This is a genomic window from Bradyrhizobium sp. 14AA (assembly GCF_054185205.1).
In genome coordinates, this window is record NZ_JAVAYM010000041.1 from 1 (window position 1) to 26,207 (window position 26,207).

Annotated in this window: 27 protein-coding genes; 11 read left to right on the forward strand and 16 right to left on the reverse strand. The window is 63.6% G+C overall.

Annotated features, from left to right (window positions below):
* Positions 1-162 precede the first annotated feature (162 nt).
* Positions 163-1,107: a penicillin-insensitive murein endopeptidase gene (gene mepA, locus RAD15_RS40520; RefSeq protein WP_458184296.1), complete on the reverse strand. Its 945-nt coding sequence runs from the start codon at positions 1,105-1,107 to the stop codon at positions 163-165.
* 511 nt (positions 1,108-1,618) lie between these two features.
* On the opposite strand from mepA, the gene RAD15_RS40525 reads away from it, so the two are divergent.
* Both RAD15_RS40525 and RAD15_RS40530 read left to right on the forward strand, forming a co-directional pair.
* On the forward strand, positions 1,619-3,787 hold the full coding sequence (locus tag RAD15_RS40525) for an EAL domain-containing protein (protein WP_458184297.1): 2,169 nt from the start codon (positions 1,619-1,621) through the stop codon (positions 3,785-3,787).
* Between the two features lie 104 nt (positions 3,788-3,891).
* Positions 3,892-4,557: a helix-turn-helix domain-containing protein gene (locus RAD15_RS40530; RefSeq protein WP_458184298.1), complete on the forward strand. Its 666-nt coding sequence runs from the start codon at positions 3,892-3,894 to the stop codon at positions 4,555-4,557.
* Positions 4,558-4,769: 212 nt separating this feature from the next.
* Here the strand turns inward: RAD15_RS40530 and RAD15_RS40535 are convergent, their stop codons facing one another.
* The 4 genes from RAD15_RS40535 to RAD15_RS40550 all read right to left on the reverse strand — a co-directional run bounded on the left by RAD15_RS40535 (position 4,770) and on the right by RAD15_RS40550 (position 7,873).
* Positions 4,770-5,927: an acyl-CoA dehydrogenase family protein gene (locus tag RAD15_RS40535; protein ID WP_458184299.1), complete on the reverse strand. Its 1,158-nt coding sequence runs from the start codon at positions 5,925-5,927 to the stop codon at positions 4,770-4,772.
* A gap of 124 nt (positions 5,928-6,051) precedes the next feature.
* A complete protein-coding gene (locus RAD15_RS40540) occupies positions 6,052-7,020 on the reverse strand; it encodes an ABC transporter substrate-binding protein (RefSeq protein WP_458184300.1) in 969 nt (322 codons plus the stop codon).
* A gap of 36 nt (positions 7,021-7,056) precedes the next feature.
* On the reverse strand, positions 7,057-7,464 hold the full coding sequence (locus RAD15_RS40545) for a cupin domain-containing protein (protein WP_458184301.1): 408 nt from the start codon (positions 7,462-7,464) through the stop codon (positions 7,057-7,059).
* A gap of 151 nt (positions 7,465-7,615) precedes the next feature.
* Complete coding sequence (locus tag RAD15_RS40550) at positions 7,616-7,873, reverse strand: hypothetical protein (RefSeq protein ID WP_458184302.1); 258 nt, start codon at positions 7,871-7,873, stop codon at positions 7,616-7,618.
* A gap of 3 nt (positions 7,874-7,876) precedes the next feature.
* On the opposite strand from RAD15_RS40550, the gene RAD15_RS40555 reads away from it, so the two are divergent.
* From RAD15_RS40555 to RAD15_RS40565, 3 genes are all read left to right on the forward strand, one after another.
* Positions 7,877-8,089 carry a hypothetical protein gene (locus RAD15_RS40555; RefSeq protein WP_458184303.1) on the forward strand — a complete coding sequence of 71 codons (213 nt, stop codon included), beginning with the start codon at positions 7,877-7,879 and terminating at the stop codon, positions 8,087-8,089.
* The gene (locus RAD15_RS40560) at positions 8,071-8,760 is read left to right on the forward strand and encodes an aspartate/glutamate racemase family protein (RefSeq protein WP_458184304.1); all 690 of its coding nucleotides are present in this window, start codon (positions 8,071-8,073) and stop codon (positions 8,758-8,760) included. The genes RAD15_RS40555 and RAD15_RS40560 overlap by 19 nt, the downstream gene beginning before the upstream one ends.
* A 198-nt stretch (positions 8,761-8,958) precedes the next feature.
* On the forward strand, positions 8,959-9,729 hold the full coding sequence (locus RAD15_RS40565; RefSeq protein WP_458184305.1) for a Crp/Fnr family transcriptional regulator: 771 nt from the start codon (positions 8,959-8,961) through the stop codon (positions 9,727-9,729).
* Between the two features lie 236 nt (positions 9,730-9,965).
* On the opposite strand, the gene RAD15_RS40570 is transcribed toward RAD15_RS40565, so the two are convergent.
* From RAD15_RS40570 to RAD15_RS40585, 4 genes are all read right to left on the reverse strand, one after another.
* Complete coding sequence (locus tag RAD15_RS40570) at positions 9,966-10,223, reverse strand: hypothetical protein (protein ID WP_458184306.1); 258 nt, start codon at positions 10,221-10,223, stop codon at positions 9,966-9,968.
* Between the two features lie 113 nt (positions 10,224-10,336).
* On the reverse strand, positions 10,337-10,777 hold the full coding sequence (locus RAD15_RS40575; protein WP_458184307.1) for a GNAT family N-acetyltransferase: 441 nt from the start codon (positions 10,775-10,777) through the stop codon (positions 10,337-10,339).
* 19 nt (positions 10,778-10,796) lie between these two features.
* Positions 10,797-11,318: a hypothetical protein gene (locus RAD15_RS40580; protein ID WP_458184308.1), complete on the reverse strand. Its 522-nt coding sequence runs from the start codon at positions 11,316-11,318 to the stop codon at positions 10,797-10,799.
* 264 nt (positions 11,319-11,582) lie between these two features.
* A complete protein-coding gene (locus tag RAD15_RS40585) occupies positions 11,583-11,951 on the reverse strand; it encodes a VOC family protein (protein WP_458184309.1) in 369 nt (122 codons plus the stop codon).
* 384 nt (positions 11,952-12,335) lie between these two features.
* Here RAD15_RS40585 and RAD15_RS40590 point away from each other — a divergent pair, with 384 nt between their 5' ends.
* The 5 genes from RAD15_RS40590 to RAD15_RS40610 all read left to right on the forward strand — a co-directional run bounded on the left by RAD15_RS40590 (position 12,336) and on the right by RAD15_RS40610 (position 17,254).
* Positions 12,336-12,710, forward strand: a complete 375-nt coding sequence (locus RAD15_RS40590) for a DUF2946 family protein (protein ID WP_458184334.1) — start codon at positions 12,336-12,338, stop codon at positions 12,708-12,710.
* A gap of 187 nt (positions 12,711-12,897) precedes the next feature.
* Positions 12,898-15,231 (forward strand): TonB-dependent receptor, encoded by a 2,334-nt coding sequence (locus RAD15_RS40595; RefSeq protein WP_458184310.1) that lies wholly within the window; start codon positions 12,898-12,900, stop codon positions 15,229-15,231.
* Between the two features lie 45 nt (positions 15,232-15,276).
* Entirely contained in the window at positions 15,277-16,089 is an 813-nt protein-coding gene (exbB, locus tag RAD15_RS40600) for a tonB-system energizer ExbB (protein ID WP_458184311.1), read from the forward strand.
* Positions 16,090-16,094: 5 nt separating this feature from the next.
* The gene (exbD, locus tag RAD15_RS40605) at positions 16,095-16,529 is read left to right on the forward strand and encodes a TonB system transport protein ExbD (RefSeq protein ID WP_458184312.1); all 435 of its coding nucleotides are present in this window, start codon (positions 16,095-16,097) and stop codon (positions 16,527-16,529) included.
* Entirely contained in the window at positions 16,526-17,254 is a 729-nt protein-coding gene (locus RAD15_RS40610) for an energy transducer TonB family protein (protein ID WP_458184313.1), read from the forward strand. The genes exbD and RAD15_RS40610 overlap by 4 nt, the downstream gene beginning before the upstream one ends.
* A gap of 123 nt (positions 17,255-17,377) precedes the next feature.
* On the opposite strand, the gene RAD15_RS40615 is transcribed toward RAD15_RS40610, so the two are convergent.
* The 3 genes from RAD15_RS40615 to lepA form a co-directional block, all read right to left on the reverse strand.
* Positions 17,378-17,749, reverse strand: coding sequence for a hypothetical protein (locus tag RAD15_RS40615; RefSeq protein ID WP_458184314.1), 372 nt, complete (start codon positions 17,747-17,749; stop codon positions 17,378-17,380).
* Between the two features lie 387 nt (positions 17,750-18,136).
* On the reverse strand, positions 18,137-18,544 hold the full coding sequence (locus tag RAD15_RS40620; protein WP_458184315.1) for a GFA family protein: 408 nt from the start codon (positions 18,542-18,544) through the stop codon (positions 18,137-18,139).
* Between the two features lie 787 nt (positions 18,545-19,331).
* Positions 19,332-21,143: a translation elongation factor 4 gene (gene lepA / locus RAD15_RS40625; protein WP_458184316.1), complete on the reverse strand. Its 1,812-nt coding sequence runs from the start codon at positions 21,141-21,143 to the stop codon at positions 19,332-19,334.
* A 114-nt stretch (positions 21,144-21,257) separates the two neighbouring features.
* Here lepA and RAD15_RS40630 point away from each other — a divergent pair, with 114 nt between their 5' ends.
* Positions 21,258-22,883 (forward strand): glycosyltransferase family 39 protein, encoded by a 1,626-nt coding sequence (locus RAD15_RS40630; protein WP_458184317.1) that lies wholly within the window; start codon positions 21,258-21,260, stop codon positions 22,881-22,883.
* A gap of 114 nt (positions 22,884-22,997) precedes the next feature.
* On the opposite strand, the gene RAD15_RS40635 is transcribed toward RAD15_RS40630, so the two are convergent.
* From RAD15_RS40635 to RAD15_RS40650, 4 genes are all read right to left on the reverse strand, one after another.
* Positions 22,998-23,315, reverse strand: coding sequence for an HPr family phosphocarrier protein (locus RAD15_RS40635; RefSeq protein WP_458184318.1), 318 nt, complete (start codon positions 23,313-23,315; stop codon positions 22,998-23,000).
* Positions 23,312-23,713: a PTS sugar transporter subunit IIA gene (locus RAD15_RS40640; RefSeq protein ID WP_007597752.1), complete on the reverse strand. Its 402-nt coding sequence runs from the start codon at positions 23,711-23,713 to the stop codon at positions 23,312-23,314. Before RAD15_RS40640 ends, RAD15_RS40635 begins: the two co-directional genes overlap by 4 nt.
* A 208-nt stretch (positions 23,714-23,921) precedes the next feature.
* Positions 23,922-24,386, reverse strand: coding sequence for an HPr kinase/phosphorylase (locus RAD15_RS40645; RefSeq protein ID WP_458184319.1), 465 nt, complete (start codon positions 24,384-24,386; stop codon positions 23,922-23,924).
* An 11-nt stretch (positions 24,387-24,397) separates the two neighbouring features.
* Positions 24,398-26,200 carry a stimulus-sensing domain-containing protein gene (locus RAD15_RS40650; RefSeq protein WP_458184320.1) on the reverse strand — a complete coding sequence of 601 codons (1,803 nt, stop codon included), beginning with the start codon at positions 26,198-26,200 and terminating at the stop codon, positions 24,398-24,400.
* Between the last annotated feature and the right edge of the window lie 7 nt (positions 26,201-26,207).

Here is a 26,207-nt window from a genome sequence, read left to right on the forward strand (position 1 = left end):
TGCGCCTCGGTCAGCTCATATCGCTTCGCCGCCATCATCTGCTCCGTGTCGAATCACGGAACTCTATGAATCAGCGATCAAACCACTTGGGAATCCTGAATGTCGATCGGCCCTAGGCCGGGACGACGGCGGTGGGTCGGCGCCAGCGTGCCCAACGCTCACTTACGGCTTCGCATCGCCCGCATGCAGCACGACCTTGCAGGCCGCGGGCATCTGCGCCAGCGTCATCGGCGGTTTTGGCTTCGGCGGCTCCGGCGGCGGCTTGGGGTGCAGCACGGCGTCGGAGAACCAATAGGCGAGATCGGCGGGCTTGCAGCCTTCGTCCTCGGCCTGCGACGGCTGGCCCTCGCATTCGCCTGATCCCGCCGGGCAGCGCATGCGGATGTGGAAGTGGTAATCGTGACCCCACCAGGGGCGGATCTTCGACAGCCAGGAACGGTCGCCCTTGGCCTCGCGGCACAGCGCCTTCTTGATCGCGGCATTGACGAAGATGCGCTGCACGCCCGGCTCCTGCGCCGCATCGCGCAGCACCAGCACATGGCCAGGGGTGAACACCTTCGGGTCGATGTCGAGCCGGTCCTGCCGCACCATCATCACCGCCGACATCTCCTCGCGCTCCTCGCGCGAGAGCCGGCGGTCGGGCATCGGCGTCAGCCAGATGTCGGCATCGAGACCAATTTGATGGCTGGCATGGCCTGACAGCGCCGGCCCGCCGCGCGGCTGGGCGATGTCGCCGACCAGGATGCCCGGCCATCCCGCGTCCTTGCGCGCCCTGGCGGCGAGCCGCTTGATCAGCGCGATCATGTCGGGGTGGCCGTAGCTGCGATTGCGCGACAGCCGCATCACCTGCCAGGCGTCGCCGTTGAGCGGCATCTGCTCCGCGCCGCCGATGCAGCCCTTGGTGTAGGAGCCGATGACATGCGCCGCGCCCTTCGACGGCAGCAGCTTTCGCGCGAACAGCTCCTTGGCGCCGAGACTGGGATCGTTGGGATTGGCGAGCGGCGGCAGCGGCTTTGGGTTGACGCTGCCCTTGTCCTGGGCCGGCGCGCCGCCGGCGGTCAGGAGTGTCGCCAAAAGCAGGAGAGGGGTGAAGCGGCGGGGACTCATGCTGACGCTCTTATAGCCCAACGCCGCATCAGGGTTAAGAACGGTGTCTTTAAGCCTTTGCCCCGCGCGAAGGCGCGCCTGGCATGCTTCCCATCTCGGAGGTGATCGTCCGAAAGTCGTAGTGTCCTGCCGGGATCGGCCGCGTTCTTAACAGCGCAATAACCGTATCCCGCATTGACCAAAATTCGTGCGCGGAACGGCTTTCGTTTCTGTCCCGTATGCAATCGGACGCACGGGCGGAATTGATTCATGGAGAGAGCGCGTTTTTGCACCATGTCTGTTTCCGATTGTAACGACACAGCAGGTTTGGCGCGCCTCGTGACGCCGCCGAGCCTCTCAAACAGGCAAATCGGTCCGGTTCTCAGCGTCGCGAGACACGGCCTTGGCTGACGCGTCCGCCCGAGATTACTTTTTTTTCAGACACTTGCCTCAGAACTTGCGATCGCTGGCGCGACTGGGACGAGTGACGTTGAGTTTGAGGCCTCGAAAAACAGGAAAACGAAAGCGAAGCGTGCTTGCCCGCGCCGGCCAACCGCCGCGCAAGCCGCGTTTTGCGCGCGCGCCTCAGCCGGTTTCCGAGCGCGACGAAATCCTGCGCAGCCGCGCCGAGGCGGAAGCCGCGATCGCGGAGGCGCGCAAATCCCATGAGCGCCTGCGCCAGGCCATCGACATCCTGCCCCAGGGCATCGTGTTTCTCGATGCCGAGGGCCGCTACGTTCTCTGGAACAAGAAATACGCCGAGATCTACAGCAAGACCGCCGATCTGTTCGAAGAAGGTGCGCGCCTCGAGGACACGCTGCGCATCGGCGTTGCCCGCGGCGATTACCCCGAGGCCGCCGGCCACGAGGACGAGTGGATCGCCGAGCGGCTGCAAAAGCTTTATCAGCCCGGCGCCCGCCACGAGCAGAAGCTGGCCGACGGCCGCGTCATCCTGATCGACGAGCGGCTGACCGATGACGGCGGCGTCGTCGGACTGCGTGTCGACATCACCGAGTTGAAGCAGCGCGAGGCCTCCTTCCGCCTGCTGTTCGACGGCAATCCCGTTCCCATGATCGTCTGCGCGCTGGACGACGAGCGCATTCTCGGCGTCAACGATGCCGCGGTCGCGCATTATGGATACAGCCGCACCGAGTTCGAGCGGCTGAAGATCCGCTCCCTGCAGGCCTTCGACAGCGAGCCGCCCTGGACCGCCGATCCGACCGGGGAAGAGCAGGCCGGCCGCACCTGGAAGCACGTCAAGGCCGACGGCGCGCTGATCGACCTTGCGATCTATTCGCGCGAACTGACCTATGCCGAGCGGCCCGCGGTGCTGCTCGCATTGATGGACATCACCGAGCGCAAGCGCGCCGAGGCGCGGCTCGCCTTCATGGCCCAGCACGACGGGCTCACCGGCCTGCCCAACCGCAACCTGCTGCGCCAGCAGGTCGACGAGATGCTGCTGCATACGCGGCGCGGCACCGAGAAGGTCGCGCTGCTGATGCTGGGGCTGGACAATTTCAAGGCGGTCAACGACACGCTGGGACATGCGGTCGGCGACAAGCTCCTGCGCGGCGTCGCCAAGCGGCTGCGCTCGACCTTGCGCGAGGAGGACGCGCTGGCGCGGCTGAACTCCGACGAGTTCGCGATCGTGCAGAGCGGGCTGACGCGGCCGGAAGACGCGGTGATGCTGGCCAAGCGCCTGTTGGAAGCCATCGCCGATCCCTATCTGCTCGATGGCCATTCCGTGGTGATCGGCGCCTCGATCGGCATCGCGATGGCGCCGGGCGACGGCGACGATTCCGAAAAGCTGCTCAAGAGCGCCGACATGGCGCTGTCGCGCGCCAAGCTGGATGCGCGCGGCACCTTCGCCTTCTTCGAGGCCGCGCTCGATGCGAAAGCGCAGAGCCGGCGCAAGATCGAGGTCGAGCTGCGCGATGCGATCCAGAACGACGTGCTGCGTCCCTATTACCAGCCGCTGGTCGACCTCCAGAGCGGCCGCATCACTGGTTTCGAGGCGCTGGTGCGCTGGCCGCATGCCGAGCGCGGCATGGTCTCGCCGGCCGAGTTCATTCCGGTCGCCGAGGAAACCGGCCTGATCAATCCGCTCGGCGGGTTGATGCTGCGCCGCGCCTGCCTCGACGCCGCGGCCTGGCCCGACGACGTCCGCGTCGCCGTCAATCTGTCGCCGCTGCAGTTCCGCAGCGGCAATCTGCTGTCGATGGTGACGGACGCGCTGAAACATTCCGGCCTGCCGCCGCGGCGGCTGGAGCTCGAGATCACCGAGACGCTGCTGCTGGAGAAGAGCGCGCAGGTGCTGGCGACGCTGCATGCACTGCGCGCGTTAGGGGTGCGCATCTCGATGGACGATTTCGGCACCGGCTATTCCAGCCTCAGCTATCTCAGAAGCTTCCCCTTCGACAAGATCAAGATCGACCAGTCCTTCGTGCGCGATTTAGGGGCCAACCGCGAGGCCCAGGCGATCATCCGCTCCATCGTCAGCCTCGGCAAAGGTCTTGGCGTCATCATCACCGCCGAAGGCGTCGAGACCGAAGCGGAGCTCAGCTGCCTCCGCACTGAGGGCTGCGACGAAGGCCAGGGCTTTCTGTTCAGCAAGGCCCGGCCCAATGCCGAGATCATCAGCCTGCTCGCCGCGCAGCGCGGCATCGACGGTGCCGACGAGGACGCGGCGCTGGTGGCCTAGGACCGTTTGCTTTTGGCCTGACCCGGTCGTTTTTGAATTTGCGCCAGATCAACTTCGTCGTTGCCATTTTTTCCTAGTCTGCCTCCAAAATAAGGGAGGCGATCATGCTGCTGCGGAACGGCAGGGCGGCCCACCACGCGGACGACGGGTATCTGGGCGTGCTGGCCGGCGAGCGGGTGCTTGCGAGCCATTTCAAGTATCGAAGAGGTTCCGAGATCTTTGGCGAGGGAGATGAGGCGGAATACGTCTATCAGATCCAATCGGGAGCCGTGCGTACGTACAAGCTGCTTCCCGATGGCCGTCGCCAGATCAATTCATTTCACCTGCCCGGGGATCTGTTCGGCCTCGAGAATGGCAAAGTTCATCGCTTTTCAGCCGAGGCCGTCATCGAGACGAACGTTCGCATCATGAGGCGGCACAGCCTTCTCGACGCGATGGCGAGCAGAGAAGGTGGCACGAGAGACCTCATCGGCCTCGTCACGCGCAATCTTCAGCACGCCGAAAATCACATGCTGCTGCTCGGGCGAAAGACCGCTTTGGAGAAGGTGATCGCATTCGTCCATGAGATGGACGAGCGACAGCTCCAGCCGGACATCATGGTTTTCCCGATGAGCCGCCGCGACATTGCGGACTATCTCGGGCTGACCTTGGAAACGGTTTCGCGCGCCCTCTCCAATCTTCGCGACGAGGGAATCCTGCGGTTCGAAGGAGCCACGCAGAGACAGGTGACGATCCTCGATAGGAAGCGTCTCGGAGAGCTGAACGCGTGATGAAGACGATTGCCGGCATGTGATAAACGGCAGCTTGAAATAAAGGCCGCCATGCCCGGGGCAAAAGCGCGAAGCGCCTCTTCGCGCGGGATGTCCCGGCATCCACGTTCTTCGGTATGCGCGGCAAGCCGTGGATGGCGGGAACGAAGCCCGGCCATGACGATGTGGAGGCTTGGGTGCGCCGAAAACCCTCGGGTTCCAATCTGCCTCGTCTACGGGGCGCCGCCCGACAAGATCGCCTTGCCCACATCCTCAAAATGCGTGTCGCGCGCCTGGATCTGCTGGGCGATGGCGTGCATGTCGCGAAAGCGCCGCTCGAACGGCTGGCTGCGAAACACCGCGGTGGCGCCGGCCATGTGATAGGCGGTGTCGACCACTTTGGCCGACTGATGGATCGTCCAGGTCGCGGCGAGGCGAACCGCGCTCCGATGCGCGGCGCTGAACTCGCCGGTCGTGCCGAGGTCGCGCCACATCGCATTCGCGGTCGCATAGAGATAGGCGCGCGCGGCGCGCAAGTCGCCCTCGGTGCGGCCGATCAGTCCCTGGACCGCGCCGTTGTCGCGCATGGCGCCGGCCGCAAGCGACTGGTGTTTTCCACGCGCGAGCGCAATGGCCGCATCCAGCGTGGCGCGCGCCACCCCGAGCGAGACCGCGGCAAAGCCGAGACTGAAGGTCGAGCCGGTGCCGATCCTGTAGAGCGGACCCGCCTCGCGCAGCGCGGCCGGCACGTCGCGGAACGCCGTGAAGCGCTCGGGGATGAAGAGGTCGCTCACCTCATACGAATCCGTGCCGGTGCCGGCGAGCCCGATCGCCTGCCAGACGTCGTGCAACGTCGCGCGCGCGACCGGAAACAGGATGGTGCACACCTCCGGTGAGCCATCGGCGTTTTTGCGCGGCACACCGTCGTTACCCACGATGCGGACATGCGCGCCCAGCCAGCTCGCCTGCCGCGAGCCCGAGGCGAAATCCCAGCGCGCCGTGACGCGATAGCCGCCCTCCACCGCGCGCGCCTCATGCGCAATCGCGCCCCAGGCGAGGATGCCGGGGTCTGCGTTGAAGATCTCCTGCGCGGTGTCGTGGTCGAGCCAGGCCGCGATCATCGCGCAGACGCCGCACTGGCCGAGACACCAGGCCGTGGAGGCATCCGCCTTCGCGATCTCCTCCAGCATCTGCATGAAGGTTTCGATCGGCGCCTCAGCGCCGCCGAGGCTTTGCGGCAGCAGCGCGCGGTAAAGCCCGTTCTCGATCAAGGCGGAGACGACCGCCGGCGTCAGCCGCCGCGTCCGTTCGATTTCGTCGGCCTCGCCCGCAATCAGCGGCGCGAGGGCACGAGCCCGCTCGACGAGGCCAACTCCGGGAGTTGCGTTCATGCGCGTTTCCTCGCCCCTTCTGTCGTGAGCGGTGTGAGGCGCGATGGTGGTCTATTTGGCGGGGAGGATCAAGACGGAGCAGGGGCCGTCATTCCGGGACGCGTGATCGCCACGGACGTTTGATTTATTCGATCACGTCGTCCGCAAACGCCAACAGAGCCGGCGGGATTTCGAGGTTGAGCGTCTTTGCCACCTTCAGGTTGATCACGAACTCGAACCTGGTGGGCTGCCAGATCGGCAGGTCGCCCGGTCTGTCGCCTTTGAGAATGCGGCCGACATAGAGCCCGCCTTGCCGAAAGGCGTCGGTCAGACTGTTGCCGTAGCTCATCAGTCCGCCGGCATCGGCAAAATCGCGCCAGGGGTACATTGCGGGTATGGCGCTACGCGCTGCCAGATCAACGACACGATGACGCTCCAGATTGAAAAGGCGGTCGGAGGTCACGAGCAGCGCGTTCGCGTGGCGTTCGGCCAATGTTGCAAATGCGGTTTCGAGTTCGGCGAGGTTTCGCGCCTCCAGGACGAGCATTTGCAGCCCCGAGGAAGCTGCCGCTGAGCGCAGACCCGCTACATCCGCATTTGGATTGTCCGGATTGACCAGCACGGCCACCAGGGACGCGTTGGGCAATAGTGCGTGCAGCAATTCGAACCGCTTCGGCTCCAGCGCGCTCACCCGGAACGCAACCCCGGTCGCGTTACCGGCCGGGCGATTGATCGATGCGGCAAGACCCATGGCAACGGGATCGAGACCCACCACGAACACGATGGGGATGTTCGAGGTCGCCGCCTTGGCCGCCAGCGCGCCGCCATTGTCGGCGGTAAAGATGAGAGCGACGCGCTTGCGCACGAGATCGGCTGCGGCGTCCCGCAGCTCCTCATTGGCGTTGGGCCAGCGCTCCTCGGTGGAAACGTTCTGACCTTCGACAAATCCCATTTGCTTGAGTCCGCGGCGAAACGCCTCCCCGAACGTCGCCGTCCCCGGGCTCGGGCGGTTGAGCGAGCCGATCACCGGGATTGCCAATTTCTGTGCCCGGGCGGCCAACGGCAAAGTCATTGCCGCGGAGCCAAGGGCCGTCATGAATTCACGCCGCTTCATGCGTGCGACCTCGGAAAGCCCCTTTTGGATCAGGCGCTATCGCTTCACAGGCTCGGTCACCGGTTTTCCCTTCTCGACCACGAAGACGTTGAACGTTTTCGCCGGAACGCTTCCCTTGTTGTTTGCCTCGTGAACGATGCCGGGCTCGTTGTGATAGGACTGTCCCGCCGCATAGGTCTTTGCTTCGCTGCCTTCCTTTCGACCGATGACCTCGCCTTCGAGGACGGTCGTGTATTCGTCGCCGGGATGCGTATGAAGACCGGTGCCGGAGCCGGGCGGCCACTCGACGATCAGAGAGACGACTTCCTTGTCCGGTTGTCCCGTCAGCGGCTCCTTCTGCAACGGAGTCACTTTGAGCTTTGGAGGCTCCTGTGCGAGAGCGACGGGATTCACCGCGACGACTGTGACCAGCGCAATCGACGCCAAAATGTGAGCGAGCTTCATTGAGATCTCCCCCCGGAATGATGAAACAAAAAAGACAAACGGCCGTTTCGTGGAAACGCAGCCAGACTATTCGTCGCGGTGTTTGTTGCCAAGGCCGTTGGTGGTCGCCGGAAGGCCCATGGCCGATCCATGGCTGATCCTTGGCTGATCCTCAGCCGTTTGGCAGCCACCACCCGAAGATCGCAACGACGAGGCACGCTGCCAGGCCGATGGCCTGGAGGGCCATTTCCATCCAGTACTGGACCGGCGCAGTGTCCCTCCCAAAAACCTGCCGCGACCAGTCCAGCAGATCGGGGCTGAAAGCCCTGATTTGCCGCTCGGCATAGCCATCCCGCAGCATACGGCCGCAATCGACGCACAGGTAGACCGCGACGAGCCGGGCGACGATTTCACAGAGGAAGAACCGCATGCAGTGACCCGTTTCATCGCGCGTCTCTCGGCGGGATACGGCCGTTATTGCATTGGCGCGACCTTGTTTGGTGTGGCCGGCCTTGCGGTCGGTTCAATCGCGGAAATGACCCTTCTCGGGCCTGCGCCCCGCATCGTGATGGCGGGCTTCCGCGTCTTCCACTACCATCCGATCGAGGGATTTTCGGAGATGCCGGGATGCGAACCATTGGCCTGATCGGGGGCATGAGCTGGGAGAGCACTGCGCTCTACTACAAGCTCATCAACGAGCGTGTTCGCCATCGCATGGGCAAGCTGCATTCGGCTCCGCTGCTGATGTATTCCTACGATTTTCAGGCGATCAAGGAGATGCAATATGCCGGCCGTTGGGAGGAGGCCGCAACCAGCCTGGCGGAGATCGCGCGGCGTCTCGAAAGCGCCGGTGCGCGGGCGATCGTGTTGTGCACGAACACAATGCACAAGCTGGCGCCCGACATCACGTCGAACCTGACCGTTCCCTTCATCCACATCGGCGACGCAACGGCGGAGCGCATCCGGTCCAAGGGGTACCGTCGGGTCGGACTGCTCGGCACGAAGTTCACGATGGAGGAGGATTTCTACATCGACCGGCTGCGCGCGAACGGTCTCGACGTCCTGGTTCCTCCCGAAGGCGCGCGCGCCGAGGTGAACCGCATCATCTACGACGAGCTGTGCCTCGGGATCGTCAATGCTCCCTCGCGCGGCCTCTATCAGGACGTGATGGCCGCATTGGTCGCCTCGGGCGCGGAGTGCATCATCCTCGGCTGCACCGAGATCACGATGCTGGTCGGCGAGGGCGATACCTCGGTCGAGACGTTCGACACGACGGCCATTCACGCGGAGACAGCGGCTGATTTCGCGATCGGGTGAGCAGGCGCCAGCGCCCAGCCATCCTGCGGGCTTCAATAGTATGATTATTCAAAGGCCTGTTTGCGCGGCAAATCTGCCCGACTGAGCCCGGAATAGCACGTACTTGATCTCCATTGAGGGCTCTGTTTGGATCGTTTCGTTGGGCAATCCGCATTTCGGGTCATCGTAGTGGATCAAACGAATGGATACCGTCGTTCATTGACGGCTCTTTCGGCAGAAGGCGTCCCGGGCGTGCGGAGCACCGGCATCGGCAACCGGCTGCTTGCGGCGCTGCCGCCGGCGGATCTCGCCTTGCTCACCCCCCATTTCCAGAAGGTCTCGTACGAACCCGATTCCATCCTGGTGCGCTCGGGCGATGAGCTCGACCCGATCTACTTCCCCCATAGCGGCGCCATCGCGTTCATGCTCGACATGCCGGACGGGCAAACGGTCGCCACCACGTTGATGGGACGGGAAGGTGCCTTGGCCTCGTTCTCCGTGCTCGGCCCGTCGCTGTCATCGGTCACCGCGGTTGCTCGCGTCGCGGGCACGGCATCGCAGATCTCTGCCGCGAAGTTTCGGGCGGCCTATGCGCAAAGCGCGGCCATCAGGAATGTCGTGCAAATCCACGTCCGTGCGCTGATGTTGCAGCTCCAGCACGTCGCCGCCTGCAACGCGCTGCACCGGGTGGATCGCCGCATGGCGCGGTGGCTGCTGCAGCTGCAGGACCGCGTTCCCGGGGACCACCTTCCGGTGACGCAGGAGGCGCTTGCGCAGTTGCTCGGGGTGCGGCGGACGACAGTGACCCTGACGATGAGCAAGCTGCGCGCCGCCGGCGCCGTTCCGTCCGACCGGCGCGGGTTCGTCGAGATCGACCGGCCGAAGCTCGAGCGCGTCGCATGCAGTTGCTATGCGCTCATGCAGCGCAAGATCGATCGGATGTATTGCCAGGAGCTGCCGGCGCAGCAGCCTGCCCTTGCGCTGTTGTAGAAGGCCGCCGATGCCGCCTTCGCCGCCGCGCTGCAGGCGGTGAATTGATCTGAGGTCTTGCCGGATGCGCGGTGAGCGGCTTGGTCAGACGCTGTCGTTGAGCTCGTAGGGTCGAGCGACTTGTCCGCCGTAGCTCAAAGAGCGAGGGCGGAAGCGAAGCCCATCAAACTTCATCCCTACAATCAGGTCTGCGTCTGCCCGACAGGACGATGGGTTTCGCAAGAGCTCAACCCGTCCTACGAGCTCTGGTTGCCGTATCCCGACGGGTGACCGGGGTATCCCTGGCCCGCCGGCGCCTTGCGGCCGATCAGGCCGAATACGATCATGACGATGCTGATGCCGCTGACGGCGCCGGAGACCTCTCCGACCGTCCGCATCAGGGCGACAGGATTATTGGACCAGGGCGTCATGTCACGCATGTTCAGAAAGAACAGCACGGCGAGAGCCAGCAACACCACGCCGACGGCGATCAAACGCCAGTTTCGCTTCCGCATGACAGATCTTCCCCTGTGTCACCCGTCGATGAACGCGGGTGTTCATGACGCGCAGGGAATAGTGTCGTCGATCTCGATTCGGGTTCAATCGGACCCGCAGAATTCGCAAGAGCTCAACCCGTCCTGCGAGCTGCCTCGTGTGACCAGGGCTGACCCTCGACCCGGCTAAATCCCATGGCTTCCCAAAACCGGGCAGCGCCGTCATTTCCTGCGTGGACAGTCACGGTTGAGACCTTCCCCGCTGCTTCTTGCAGCAAGGCGTTCGCGATAGCCTGCGCAACCTTGCGTCTTCTATAGTTGTGGTGCACGTAAAGCCGCCGCATCCGCCACATGGGTAGCGACGTCGGCGTAGGCTCATTGGTAATCGCTCCGATCCCTACCAATCTGCCATCCAGGCGGCTCGTGAATATCGCGTGAAACTTGGCTCGTTCGTGTGTGAATTCCGCGACCAGGCGAGTCATGTGTGCGTGGCCATCCGCCTTGGCGTCAGCCTCCAGCTCGGGAAAATCTGCGGGAAGAGTATCGGCGGTTCGTTCAAGCGAAATCATCGTCATGATGCAGTTCACCCCCATCCTACAGGCTGTCTGCTTCCCGCAGGAGTGTCCAGATCCAGCCGATGAAGGTCGCGACCAGCACGGGATAGGCGTAGGTCGGCAACGGTGTCGACGTCGGCTGCAGCGGCTCACCCCAGAAAATTCTCGCCGCGGTGACGATGAACAGGACCGCACTCACGATGCCGAGGAGTCGGATCGGCATGGCGAACAGCCTGGGAATGCTGATGAGGAGGAGCGCCGTCCCCCAAAGAGCGCTGCCGGCGGCAAATGCGCCGATGCTGCCCGCAACGCCTGCCGCAGGCCCCGACAGCATGATGACCCCCTCGCCGATGGCAAAGACCAGAAAGCCGCCGGCGACAACGTCATGGCCTGCCCGGAAATATTTTGTGGCGAGGAGTGCTGCGGCCATCACAAGTCCCGAGCCGTCGATCGCCCACAGCATCGCCTGCACGTTTTGTTGCGTGACAATGGCCCCCGCCATTCCCAGAGCGCCACCAAGTGCAAGGCCTACGGCCGCGATCACGTTGATCGAGCGATGCATCTTCGTCCCCCGGCGGGACTCCACCCGTCCCGCGGGCGGCGATGATGCCATCCTGCCCCTGATTTGCCCGGCGTGTCAACTCGATTTCGTAAAATCGTAAGCTCGTAGGATGGGTTGAGCTCTTCGCGAAACCCATAAGACTCAGTGTCGGTGGAGGAGCTGGGTCGCCGTTCGATCGGATCGGTACCCATCGAAGCCTTGAGGGCTGTCTGACGTAGCGAGATCGCGATCGGCACTTCATCGGTGCACCAGAGGGGTTGAAGCTCACTGAGGTGCGGTCATGATTTCGAGCACATGGCCGTCAGGGTCGCGAAAATAGACGCCGCGGCCGCCGTTCCAGTCATTGAGCTTAGCATCGTCGATGCTCCACGGTGCGCTGCCATAGACGAGCTTCGCCTCGCGAATGCGGCCGAAGATGGCATCGAACTCGGCATCACTGACGTGGAAGGCATAGTGGTGGCTCTCGAACTCCTCGCCGTCGTCGAAAAGGAGCGTGAGCGTGTCGTTGATACGTACGGGTGCGAAATGGCCGCCTTTCGCATCGGCATGGAGGCCAAAAATGCGCGCAAAAAATTGCGCCGCTGCCCTCTTGTCGCGGGCAGGGACGATGGTGTGGTTGAGGATGATGGTCATTCGAGGACCTCTCGTTAACGACTGCCGCAGACCAATCGGCATACCCAAGACAAACCCAAGATAGGTCTTGGAGATTGTGCGTGAAGGAGAGTCACCGGCCTGCGGTGCCATCACGACAAAAGGCTGGATTGGCTCATGAGCGAGGTCCCGAGCACAGGGTCGGGGGCCACAGCCTAATAGGCGTGCCGCCTGCACCACATGCGGCGACCGGCCATGCGTCCCGACCTGCGGGAAGGCAGCGAGAACAGCTCAAATTGCGCGTACGCTCGCGCCGATGTCTGGTAATCCTGGCCAAGTATGACAGGAACTCTGGTTGACCCGACTGCTAAGTCGGATAGGATTGTGGCCCCAGAGAACGGAAAGAAGGCGACGGTCGCGCTTCGCATGCGCTGGTTCCGGGATCATGTCAGACAAGGCTCATGGCTCGCGCTCCTTGCGATTGCCATAAACTTTGCGCTGGCCTTTGGTCACGTTCACGCCATTGGCGGCCCGGGCTCAGGTCCAAGCCAAGTTGCCCTCGCCGCGTCAAGCACGCCGGACAATGGCGATCAGACGCCAAACCATCCTGCCAACGGTGTGGACCATCTCTGTCCGATCTGCATCGCCACCGCGGCGGTGGGAAACGCCCTGGCGGCGACACCACCTGCGCTACCCGTTAGCTTTGCCGACGTGTCGATCGACCGCCCGATCGAGCATGAGTACCCAATCCCTCAGCCGCCACGCGCGGCCTTTCAGTCCCGCGGACCACCGATTTCCTGACGCCGCTGCCTCGCTCGCGTAGCGCAGCACCAGAACTGCTGTCGCCATCGGCCGAGGTTCCGTCGCTCACTACACGGCGTGTGTCGCCTTTTGGCCCCTAGCGCGTGAATCATCTCAGTCAGGAATCTTCATGTACTCCGCCTCGTTGCGCATCCCGCGTAGCCTTTTCCTATCAGCGTCCACGCTTGTGCTGGTCGCAGCGTTAGGCGCACCCGCGCTCGCGCAAGCCGGCGCCGCCTCGCCGACGCCGCAGCCATCCGCTTCCCCTTCCGCGCCAGAAACGCCGGCTCCGACCCAGCCCTCACCGCAGCAAAGCCCCCCTGCTACGGAACAGCCCCCGTCGCCTCCGCCTCAAGCGCAGGGCGGCAACGTGCTGCCCGAGACGCGCGTCGTGGCGCCGGTAGAGCGGCCACGGCCGCGTACCAAGCCTCCGCGCGTCGTGGCGACCAATCGGCCGGCGCCGCCGTCTACGCAGGCACAGGTCATCACCGAGCAGAACCAGAAGTTCGACGCGGCCCGCCAGACCATCTTCCCGGCGATAGGGGCCAGTTCCTACCAGCTCAGCCACCAGGCCATCGAATCCCTGCCGCAGGGCAACAACACCTCGCTGGATAAGGCGCTGTTGCAGTTCCCGGGCGTGCATCAGGATTCGGCGGCGAGCGGCGAACTGCATGTGCGCAACGAGCATGCCAATCTGCAATACCGCATCAACGGCATTATGCTGCCCGACGGTGTCGGCGGCTTCGGACAAATCCTCGACACAGGTATCGTCGGCAATATGGCGCTGCTGATGGGCGCGCTGCCGGCGCAATATGGCCTGCGCACGGCCGGCGTGCTGGACATTACGACCAAGGCTGACGCGTTCGACAATTCCGGCAAGGTCAGCGTCTATGGCGGCAGCCACCAGACCATCACGCCGTTCGCCGAATACGGCGGGACGGTGGGACAAACGCAATATTACGTGTCGGGTCGCTATCTCTACAACAATCTCGGCATCGAGAATCCGACGCCCGCAAATGAGGCCATTCACGACCGCACGCAACAGGAAAAGGGCTTTGCCTACGTCTCGACGGTGCTCGACCCCAACAGCCGCATCACCTACATCGGCGGCGTCTCGAACGCGCTGTATCAGATTCCCAATAATCCCGGTCAGCCGTCCAACTTCCAGTTGGGAAACATAACCAGCTTCAATTCCGCGTTTCTCAATGAGCGCCAGTCCGAACTCAATCAGTTCAATGTCGTGGCCTACCAGCACTCGGCCGAAGGAATTGACTACCAGCTTTCCTATTTCAACCGCTACAGCCAGCTCCACTTCTGGCCCGACCCGACCGGTGACCTGCTCATCAACGGCGTTTCGTCGAGCGTGTATCGTCAGAGCTACGTCAACGGCATTCAGGAGGACACGGCTTGGCGCATCGCCGACGCGCACACGCTGCGGTTCGGGTTCACCACCAGCGCAGAGCGGTCCCTGGTCACTGGCATCAACACCACATTCCCGGCCGATCCGGTGAGCGGTGGTCAAGCGTTCGACCCGACCACGGGCGCACCGCTTCCGCCTGTCACCATTTTCGATTCCAGTTCCAAGCTCGGCTGGCTGTTCGGCGCCTACGTGCAGGACGAATGGAAGATCACCAACAACCTGACCCTTAACGTGGGCCTGCGCTTCGACCAGATGTGGCAATATGTAGATGCCAACCAGTTCAGCCCGCGCATCAGCCTGACCTGGGTGCCTCAGGACGGCACCACGGTTCATGCCGGCTACGCGCGGACCTTTACGCCGCCGCAGCAGGTGATTGCGGCGCCGAGCAACATTGCGCTGTTTCAGGGCACCGTGGCTGCGCCGGCGGTCACTCAGAACGATCCGGTGCTGCCGGAACGGGCCCACGTCTTCGATGCCGGCGTGGTTCAGAAGATTTGGCCGATTCCCGGCCTCGAAGTCGGCGTCGACGGCTATGTCAAGCTGGCAACCGATCTGCTCGATGACGGGCAGTTCGGCCAAGCTTATGTGCTCGATGGCTTCAACTATGCCAAGGCGAACAATATCGGCCTCGAGTTCAAGGCGAGCTATACCGATGGCAATCTCAGGCTTTATGGGAACGTCGCCTGGGCACGCCAGATCGGCACCAATGTCGTCTCGAACCAGTTCCTGTTCGATCCGGACGAGTTGGCCTACATCGCCCGTCACTACATCTACACCGACCACAGCCAAGTCCTGACGGCGTCCGCCGGGGCCTCCTATCAATGGCACGACACGAAGTTTACCGCGTCCATGATCTACGGCAGCGGACTTCGTTCCGGCTTCGCCAATACCGACCACATGCCGTCCTACACTCAGGTCAACGTCGGCGTGTCGCACGATTTCTATTTCGTCGCCCCGAACAAACCGACCACAGTGCGGTTCGACGTCGTGAACCTTTTCGACAAGATCTACGAAATCAGGGACGGGTCCGGCATCGGCGTATTCGCGCCGCAATTCGGACCGCGGCGAGGTTTCTTCGTCGGTATCTCTCAGAAGATATGAGCGGGAGCAGGGGTGATTCAGAAGGACAACGGAAAAGAGAACCATATGCCTGATCGCAAATCTCGGGCCACGTTTGGAAATTTCGCCCGCATCGTCACGCTGAGCATCGCGAGCCTTGCATCGCTCGCGATGCCGACCGCTGCGCTGGCCCAGGCGGACACCTCAAATCCGCTGCTGCCCCGCAATCTCTCGCCGTGGGGCATGTTCCTCAACGCCGACATCATCGTGAAGGCGGTGATGATCGGGCTTGCCTTTGCATCTCTGGTGACCTGGACGGTGTGGCTTGCCAAGACCATCGAGCTTGCGGGCGCGCGGCGGCGGGCGCGCCGCCGCATCAGGCTGTTGGAAGCTGGCGGCAGCCTTGTCGAGGTGGTCCGCGCTTGCCGGAACGACAGGGACGGCGTTGCCCAGCTCATCCTCTCCGCCGCACGCGAGGCCGAACTATCAGACGGCATCGTCGACGACGCGTTCAAGGAACGCGTCGCCTTGCGGCTGGAGCGCGTGCAGGCGGCGATGACACGGCAGATCTCGCGCGGAACCGGCCTGCTCGCCACGATCGGCGCAACCGCGCCCTTCGTCGGCCTGTTCGGCACGGTCTGGGGCATTATGAACTCCTTCATCGGCATTTCCGAATCCCACACCACCAATCTCGCGGTCGTGGCGCCAGGGATTGCCGAAGCGCTGCTGGCAACCGCCATGGGGCTCGTCGCAGCGATCCCCGCGGTCGTGATCTACAATCACCTGGTGCGGGTCATTGGCGGCTACCGCGTGTTGCTGGATGACGCTTCGGCGCAACTTCTGTTGATGATTAGCCGCGTCCATCACGGCCGGGCCACGCTGCCGCGCGCCGCGGAGTGAAGGTCATGGCTGTACGTCTTGGACAACGTTCGGGCAGCGACGATCTCGAGATTCAGCATGAGATCAACGTCACGCCCTTCATCGACGTCATCCTGGTGCTGCTCATCATCTTTATGGTGGCGGCTCCGCTCGCGACCGTGGATATCGGCGTCAACCTGCCCGCGAGCACGGCTCCCGAGCAGCCGCGCCCCGACAAGCCCATCTTTGTTACCATCAAGCCGGACCAGACGATTGCGGTGGGAGAAACCGTGGTTGCGCACGAGTCACTCGCAAGCGCGCTCGACGCGGCGACGGGAAACCACAAAGACGAAACGATTTTCGTCCGCGCCGACAAGTCGCTCAGCTATGGCAGCCTGATGGGGGTGATGAACAGTCTGCGCGACGCCGGTTATCTCAAGCTGGCGCTGGTCGGATTGGAAGAAGCGCCGGCAAAACCATGACAGCCTTCGCCCTCCATCTACCGGAACGGCCTGGCGTCACGCGCTGGATGTTCGCCGCGGCGGTGATTGCGGCCCTCCACGTCGCGATCTTCGCGACCGCGCTGTTGTGGCTCGAGCGCAACCCCACGCCGCCGCAGATTCTTCCCGCTATCGCGGTGACCCTTGCGCCCGTGCAGAGCAGTTCGCCCGAAATCCAGGACCAGGATATTGCCGTCGGGCCGACCATGCAGCAGGCCGAGGCGACGCCGCCGGAGCGACCCAAGGTCGAAGACAAGCCGGTCGAACGCGTGGAGCCGCCGCCATCGCCGCCGCGAGAGGCGGAGGTCACCTTGCCGAAGGACGAGCCCAAAGAGCAGGAGCAGCCGAAGCCAGAGCCCCAGCCGCCTGCACCCGAAACCCGTGCGCTGCCGAAGAATGACCGTGTGGGTCAGTTCAGCGAGGCCGGCGCAAAAGCCTACAATTCACTGATTCTTGGCCACCTCCAGCGCTTCAAGCGCTATCCGAAATCGGCGCATGGCGTCTTGGGCAAGGTGGTGGTGCGCTTCGTATTGAACCGAGAAGGCGACGTGATCGACAGCACGATCACGAAATCATCCGGCAATACCGTACTGGACCGCGAGGCATTGGACATGCTTCATCGCGCGAGCCCCTTCCCGCCATTCCCGGCCGAGAAGCCAGGCGGGCAGGACATTTACATCGCGCCCGTGAATTTTGATCGTGACTAGCTCTCCTACAGCGCCTGGCGGATGGTGATCTCGCTTGGTGCTGCGGCTTGCCCGTCTGGGTGAGTGCATGTTTGGTCGCCATGCGGAATGAGAAGCCCGAGGTGACGCTTTGACGATTGGCGGTCAGTCGTCGTCGCCGCCGTAATAGCTTCTCTGGAGCCGGTAATGTCCGCCCGTAGAGATGTACTCTTGCCGGAGGCAACTGGTACCCCTGCAAAACCGTGCCTGCTCATCACAATGCAGATGTTCGAAGTGCAGCTTGATCAGCCGTGAATTGTCGAGAAAGGTTGCAAAGTAATGAGCGGCCGTCGCATTCCCGCACATGCGGGTGACGGCACCTCGAACCTCGGGCGGCAAACGATCGATACGTTCCGAATTCCAGGGATCGTCGTGCGCTACCTGACTGCCGCGAGCGAATGTAGGTGGCTGATTGGCGAGCAAGAGCAGCAGAATCCCGGCCGCGATTGGCGAAAACCGTGTGTAAGGCATCCACATGCCAGCACCCCATCCAGAGTGGAAGATTTGGCAAATGCAGTCGCGAAGCAAAGACTATCAGGAACGTAAAAGAGCGCCAGCGGTAATGAATCGTCCAAAGTACGTGCGGCGCATCAATTTGATCAACTTCCTTGGCGTTCGAGGTCAGTTCAGGGTCACAAGCGGCCGTCGGAGCGAGCGCGGCCCCACGTCTGCTCTACCGACGATAACCGACATCACGACGGGCTTATCGTGGTTCGGCTAAGGGCCAATAAGCGAAATTGGAAACGGAAAGCGATCGCCACGGAGGCGCCCAAGCCGCCACGTTACAATCACCAATCCGACCGATCGATGCGGCCGCTGCTTCCGACAGCCATCCGGTCATGGTGACGTTGCCGGTTGATCGATCTAAGGCTGCTTCTCGAACGTTCGCAGAGATCCGATCTGTGTGACCCATGGCCGCGCGGAGCGAGACCACCACTGCGTTTGGGGGACGATCTGATCGCGTTGACGGATGGTGCCCATGCGGATGGCGTAAATCTTGGGGCCTGCTCCGGCCGCGGCCGCGTAGATATGCGTGCCACATTCCGGGCAAAACGCCTGTGGCCTCTTGCTGCCGCTTTCGGCGGTCTTGATGTAGATTTTTGGCTCGCCCGAGAGCAACCAGAAAGCGTCTTCCCGCGTGAAGGCGTGCACGCGGAATGCGGAGCCGGAGAACGTCTGGCAATCAGTGCAATTGCAAAGCAGGGTCTTGTCCGGCTCGATCTCGGCTTCAAATGTGATGTATCCGCAGTGACAACGGCCGTCGATTTTCATCCTTCAATCCTCCGCGGCGCGGTTATATGCAATGGAGCGTCGCCACTTTGCTGATGGGCGCCAAAGGCGACAAGCTCGCAGCCGCGAACATCAAGAATCAGAATGCGGGTGCCATCGGTCGCCGCCGGCTCATAACCGCATTCGCGTTACTTGCACGAACCGGTTGGATGCTGCGTGCCATCGAACATGCTGACGTAGACGCTGGTCTTGCCGTTGCAGCTCGCCTTGCACTGCTGCACGGCGGCGGCGCACTTGCTCATGAAGGACGCATGTTCGGAGGCCGGCACCTTGAGCTTCACCTGGGACCGGCAATACGCGCCGGCCGCAGAACAGGAAGCCGGCTCAGCGTGCACCGAGGAGATGGCGAAGACGGCCGAAAGGACAAGTCCGGCGACGGGCGCGATAACCTTGCTCGTGGAAGCCCCCGATTGAACAAGCGCGACCAGGTGTGGCAACCCGGATGGGCGCCCGCGTCACACAGGCTGCGATGATCCCATTCTGCCAGTGTTTTGCCCGACGGGTCAATCGGATTTCGGTAAATCAAAAAACTGTAATGTAAACAAAGCCCCGGCTACTGTGCATGGGGTTGTTTTCGCGATTTTTATTTTGGGGCTCAGTACGTCCCGGACCGGACGCACCTCGTCACGCCATTCGGGTGCCGCCTTCGTCGTCATGGCCGGGCTTGACCCGGCCGTCCACGCCTTCCTCTTCCGATCTTACTGGAAACGTCGATGCCCGGGACGGGCCCGGGCATGACGGTGGCTGATGTCTCCGTGAAAGCGTCGCCTCAGCTATCCACCTTCAGCGCGGCAATGAAGGCTTCCTGCGGGATGTCGACCTTGCCGAACTGCCGCATCTTCTTCTTGCCTTCCTTCTGCTTCTCCAGAAGTTTGCGCTTACGGGTGATGTCGCCGCCGTAGCACTTTGCGGTGACGTCCTTGCGCAGCGCACGGACCGTCTCGCGCGCGATCACCTTGCCGCCGATCGCCGCCTGGATCGGGATCTGGAACATGTGCGGCGGGATCAGCTCCTTCATCTTCTCGACCATGGCGCGGCCGCGCCCCTCCGCGCGGGTGCGATGGACCAGCATCGAGAGGGCGTCGACCGGCTCGGCATTGACCAGGATCTGCATCTTGACCAGATCGGCCGGCTTGTAGTCGGTGAGATGATAGTCGAACGAGGCGTAGCCCTTGGAGACCGACTTCAGGCGGTCGTAGAAGTCGAACACCACCTCGTTGAGCGGCAGGTCGTATTTCACCATCGCGCGGGAGCCGACATAGGTCAGCTCCTTCTGCGAGCCGCGGCGGTCCTGGCACAGCTTTAAGACGCTGCCGAGATATTCGTCGGGCGTCATGATCGTCGCCTCGATCCAGGGCTCCTCGATCTCGGCGATCTTGACCACGTCGGGCATGTCGACGGGATTGTGGATCTCGATCTCGGATCCGTCGTTGAGCTTCATCTTGTAGATGACGCTCGGCGCGGTCGCGATCAGGTTGAGATCGAACTCGCGCGACAGCCGCTCCTGGATGATCTCGAGATGCAACAGGCCGAGGAAGCCGCAGCGGAAGCCGAAGCCGAGTGCGGCCGAGGTTTCCATTTCGAAGGAGAAGCTGGCGTCGTTCAGCCGCAGCTTGCCCATGGCGCCGCGCAGCGTCTCGAAGTCGTCGGCATCGACCGGGAACAGGCCGCAGAACACCACGGGGATCGCCGGCTTGAAGCCCGGCAGCATGTCGGTAACAGGCTTCCTGTCGTCGGTGATGGTGTCGCCGACGCGGGTGTCGGCGACTTCCTTGATCGCGGCGGTGATGAAGCCGATCTCGCCGGGGCCGAGCTCGTCGACCTGCTGCATCTTCGGCGTGAAGAAGCCGACGCGCTCGACGTCGTAGGCCGCGCCCGTGCCCATCATGCGCACGCGGCTGCCCTTCTTCATGACACCGTCGACGACGCGGATGAGAACGACGACGCCGAGATAGACGTCGTACCAGCTGTCGACCAGCAGCGCCTTCAGCGTCGCATCGCGATCGCCCTTCGGCGGCGGCAGGCGGGTGACGATGGCCTCCAGCACATCGGGCACGCCGAGGCCGGTCTTGGCCGAGATCATCACCGCGTCGGACGCGTCGATGCCGATGACGTCCTCGATCTGCTGCTTGATCTTCTCGGGCTCGGCGGCGGGAAGGTCGACCTTGTTCAGGACCGGAACGATCTCGTGATTGTTGTCGAGCGCCTGGTAGACGTTGGCGAGCGTCTGCGCCTCGACGCCCTGGCTGGCGTCGACCACCAGCAGGGAACCTTCGCAGGCCGCCAGCGACCGCGAGACTTCGTAGGCGAAGTCGACATGGCCGGGCGTGTCCATCAGGTTGAAGATGTAGTCCTTGCCATCCTTGGCCTTGTAGGCAAGGCGGACCGTCTGCGCCTTGATGGTGATGCCGCGCTCGCGCTCGATGTCCATGGAATCGAGCACCTGCTCCTTGCCCGCCATTTCGCGGTCGGAGAGGCCGCCGGTCATCTGGATCAGGCGGTCGGCCAGCGTCGATTTGCCATGGTCGATATGGGCGACGATGGAGAAATTGCGGATGTTGGAAATGGGGGCGGTCGTCATGGGCGCGGGATACCACTCACATCCCCGTGCGGCAACCATATTGCTGTATTTTCAGGGCCTTTCTTCACGCCAAGCTGATTCCACGAGGGCCCAAAACGCGCTACGCAACGGCCCATGTCCTCGACCTCCATCCCCTCTGCCCGAACGCGCGTAAAACCCCGGGTGAGCTACAACCGCTTCCGGGCCTGGCTGGTTGCCTGCGCGATCCGCCCCGAGGCCCGCCTCTGGCTGGTGATCCAGCTCGCCATCCTGCATGGCGTGCTCTGGACCTTCATCCTGATCAATCTGAAGGCGGCGCAGGACGTTCACATGGACGTCGCGGAAGCCTGGGGCTGGGGCCAGAAATTCCTCTGGGGCTACGGCAAGCACCCGCCGCTGTCGGGCTGGGTCGCCGGCGTCTGGTTCACAGTGTTCCCGGCGGCGGACTGGGCGACCTATGCGCTGGCGATGGCAACGGTCGGCGTCGGCATGGTGATCTGCTGGCTGGTTGCGCTGCGCGTGGTGGACGCACGCCGCGCGTTCCTGGCCGTGGTGATGGTCGCGCTCTACCCGATCTTCAATTTCAAGGGTTTCAAGTACAACCCGGACCTGCTGCAGCTCGTCACGCTGCCGCTGCTCGTGCTCGCCTATCTCAACGCGTTCGAGAAGCGGAGCTGGCTATCAGGCATCTGGCTCGGCCTCGCCGGCGCGCTGGCGCTGATGACCAAATACTGGGTGCTGACCATGATCGGCGCCATCGGCCTTGCCGCGCTGATCCATCCGGATCGGATGAAGTTCCTGCTGTCGCCGGCGCCGTGGGTCGCGATCGCGACGATGCTGGTGGCGATGATCCCGCACGTCGTCTGGCTGGCGGAAGCGCATTTCGTGCCGCTGACCTATGCCGGCGATACCTACAGCCTCGAGAACAGCGGCCTCGTGCATCAGCTCGTGGCCGGTTACTTCCTGCACAATTTCGCGCTGCTGGCATTGCCGGTGGCGCTGGCCGCGCTGGCCATGGCGTGGGTGCCGCCGTGGACGACGCTGCTCTTGCGCGCGCCGCTGCGCATCGTCACGCGGGCCTGGGCGCGCGGCGCAAACGCGAGCGTGAATGTTTCGCAGGCGCTGAACGTCTGGATCGTCCAGATCATCGTCGCATTCGGCCCGCCGCTCGGCGCGCTCGCCTTCAGCATCTACATGAAGACCGATTGGGGCATCTCGCTGTTCTTCCTGGTGCCGCTCGCGCTGGTCGCGATCCCTGCGCTGCGGGTGCAGAGCGCGACGCTGTTCAACATCGCCGCGATCTGGCTGGTGCTGAGCGTCGCGACGCTCGCCGCCTCGCCCTGGATCGCCGCGCGCGAGATGGCGGCCAATGCCGGCAACGCACAGATCTATGGCGCGCGCTCGGAGCTCGCGCGCGAATTGACCCAGGCCTGGCACACCCGCTTCGGCTCGCGCTGGGCCGTCGTTGCCGGCACGATGGAACAGATCCAGCCACTGGTGTTCTACAGCCCGGATCATCCGTCCGCATTGCTGTCGTTAGAGGCCTGGGATTCCGGGCTGACCTCGCGCGACGACGTCAAGACATACGGCTTCATCGGCGTGTTCGATCCGACCGACGGCCGTCTGCCCGCGTTCGAGAAATGGGTGGCGGACGTAGCCCCGAACGCCGAGCGCATCGTGATGACGACGCGCCGCTTCACCAACGGCAAGGCCGGCCCGTCGATGAGCTGGAACATCTACATCGCGCCGCCGGCGAAGTGAGAGGTGCCGTAGGGTGGGCAAAGCGGAGCGTGCCCACCACGTCGCATGATTGTGGAAAGATGGTGGGCACGGCGCGTCGCGCCTTTGCCCACCCTACGGCGTCGAGCGTGTGGCTCAGACGCCTTCCTCGTTGAACTTGCTCTCAACGAGTTCGGTGATCGCCGCGAGCGCGGCATCCGCTTCGGCGCCCGCCGCGGCGACGGTGATCGTCGTGCCGGGACCTGCGGCCAGCATCATCAGGCCCATGATCGAGGTGCCGCCGACGGTCTCGCCGCCGCGCGTCACCCACACTTGCGCGTTGAAGCGCTCGACCGCCTGGACGAATTTCGCCGAGGCGCGGGCGTGCAGGCCGCGCTTGTTGATGATCAGGAGCTCTTTGGAGATCGCGCCCGCGGGCACGCCCGTTGCGGCTTGAGGCGCGTCGTCGCTCATTTGCCGGCGAGCACGCGGCTGGCGATGGTGACGTATTTGCGGCCCGCTTCCTGGGCCATCGCGATCGCGTCCGGCAGCGGACGCTCCTCGCGCACCTTGGCGAGCTTCACCAGCATGGGCAGGTTGATGCCCGCGAGCACTTCGACCTTGGGCCGGCTCATGCAGGAGATAGCAAGGTTGGACGGCGTGCCGCCGAACATGTCGGTGAGGATCGCAACGCCGTCGCCGGAATCGACGCGGTTAACCGCCTCGATGATGTCGCTTCGACAGAGATCGGAATCATCTTCGGCGCCGATCGTGATCGCTTCGATTTGCTTTTGTGGGCCCATGACATGTTCAAGCGCTGCCTTGAATTCGTCGGCAAGGCGCCCGTGGGTCACAAGTACTAGACCAATCATCGGAAAACTCCTCGCGGGCGCTTTTGGTGCACCGCACGAACGCGCCACTTTGACCATCCAGAGCCCCTGCGCAAGAGGGGATGTTGCGTATCTCCCTGAATCTAGACGGATGGATGAGGGGAGCTGCGCCGGTCTATTCGGTCGCGATAGTGGGGTTCATATGGTTACCATTTCCCTTCAAACAATCGCCTGAGGGATTAGCAGAAGGTTAACTCTTGGTAGTGGTCAAGGCCGCGACAACCAGTGGGAGGGGCGAATAGTCGCGGGGGACCGGGATTCGCGGTAATTCGACACCTAAAATGCTTGTTTTCAGGGATTCGGCCGGCGGCAGCCGTTCCGCGTCCTCAGCGTCCAGATCGACCACGAGGCCGACGGTCGCATGGCCTTCGAAGTCGCAGCGGCGGATCCCGAGGCCACGGATCTCGATCAGGCCGGCCAGCGCAGGCGCGGGACGCACTTCAATTTCGTGGCCGAGTGTCGCCAGATGGACACGGTCATCGCCGACCAGAACGGCCCTTTCGACCACGCCTGCGCGCCCTGCCATGATCAAATCGAAGGCAAGGCGCGACTTGCCCGAACCCGAGGGGCCGCGGATCAGCACCGCCAGAGTCCCGACCTTGACCGCGGAGGCGTGAACGCTGGGGCCGCCTTCGTTCAAGCTGCCTTCGTTCAAGCTACGTTGGCTCATAGCGCCGGCAGCCTCACCACGAAGCGCGCGCCTGACACTGTCGGGATGCCCTCGTCATCAGGCGGGCCTGCGCGGTTCTCGGCCCAGATCCGCCCGGCATGGGCGTCGACGATCTGCTTGGAGATCGACAGGCCGAGGCCGGAGTTCTGGCCAAAGCCCTGATGCGGACGGTCGGTGTAGAAGCGCTCGAAGATGCGCTCCAGCGCGTCGTCGCGGATGCCGGGGCCGTCGTCGTCGACCACGATCTCGATCTCTCCGCGCACGCGCCGGCAGGTGAGGCGCACCTTGCTGCCGGCTTCCGAGAACGACTGCGCGTTGGAGAGCAGGTTGGAAACCACCTGTCCCAATCGCGAATCGTGGCCGGTCACGGCGAAGGTGTCGGCCGGGCCGCGACCCTCGAAGCGTGTCTCGACGGCGACGTCATGGCCGAGCTTGGTCTCGTTGGCGACGGATACGAGCGTCGTCAGCAGGCGGCGCAGGTCGACGGGGATCGCGTCCTGGCGCTGCAATTCGGCGTCGAGGCGGCTGGCGTCGGAGATGTCGGAGATCAGCCGGTCGAGCCGCTTGACGTCGTGCTCGATCACCTCGAGCAGGCGCGCGCGGCTGTTCTCGTTGCGCGCCAGCGGCAGCGTCTCGACCGCGGAGCGCAGCGAGGTCAGCGGGTTCTTCAATTCGTGCGCGACGTCGGCGGCGAACATCTCGATCGCCTCGATCCGGCTGTAGAGCGCGCTGGTCATGTCGCGCAGCGCGCCGGAGAGATGGCCGATCTCGTCGCGGCGGCGGGTGAAGTCGGGAATCTCGATGCGGGCCTTGATGCGGCGGCGGACGCGCTCGGCGCTGTCGGCGAGCCGGCGCACGGGACCGGCGATCGTGCTGGCGAGCAGCAGCGACAGCATGATCATGACCGCGGCCGCGACGCCGCCGACCTTCAGGATGGCGAGGCGCTCGGCGGTGACCATCTGGTCGATTTCGTCGCCTTGCGTCGACAGCATCAGCGCGCCGTGGATGGCGCGCGAGCGCAGCACGGGCACCGCGACCGAGACGATCACCTCGCCGCGCGCATTGACCCGCACCATCGAGCGCTTCTGGCCCTGGAGCGCGTCGGCGACTTCCACATAGCCATTGCCGTTCTCGCGCCCGAGCTCGCGATACAGCGGCAGGTCGCCGCGGTTCAGCCAGGTGCGCACGGGGACCATGATGCGTTCGACCAGACCGGGTTTCTCGGACAGCGGCGGCAGCGGGAATGCCCTGAGTACGTCGAGGTCACGGCTGTCGAGCAGCATCGAACCGTTGGGATCGAAGATCCGCGCACGGGTCTTGGTTGGCGAGATCAGCGTGCGCAACACCGGCGCCACGCGTTCGGGATTGATCGGAAAATCCAGCGAATCGTCCGTTCCGCCATAGCTCTCGCCCAGTTTCAGGTCGAGCAGGCGCTCCGGATCGACGGTAATCGCGTTGGTCTGCACGGTCGCCGACGCGCTGATGGCGCCGGCGATGATTTCGGCTTGCACCAGCAGGCTCTGCGCGCGCGCGTCGATCAGGCCGGCACGGAATTGCGACAGATAGAGGATGCTCGCCACCAGCGCGACGAGGCCGGCAAGGTTGAGCGAGACGATGCGGCGGGTCAGGCTCGAGAAGGACAGCGCGAAGAAGAACTGTCCGGCGCGCTTGAGCCAGTTCAGTGGCCGCCAGCCTTGCGGCTTGTCTTGCGCCGCATCTTGGACGACGTGCTCCGGAACGCCGTCGGATGCGATATCCCCGGCGCTCTGGTTCTCGTCAGGCTGCGTTCGATCCAGCAATGCTTAC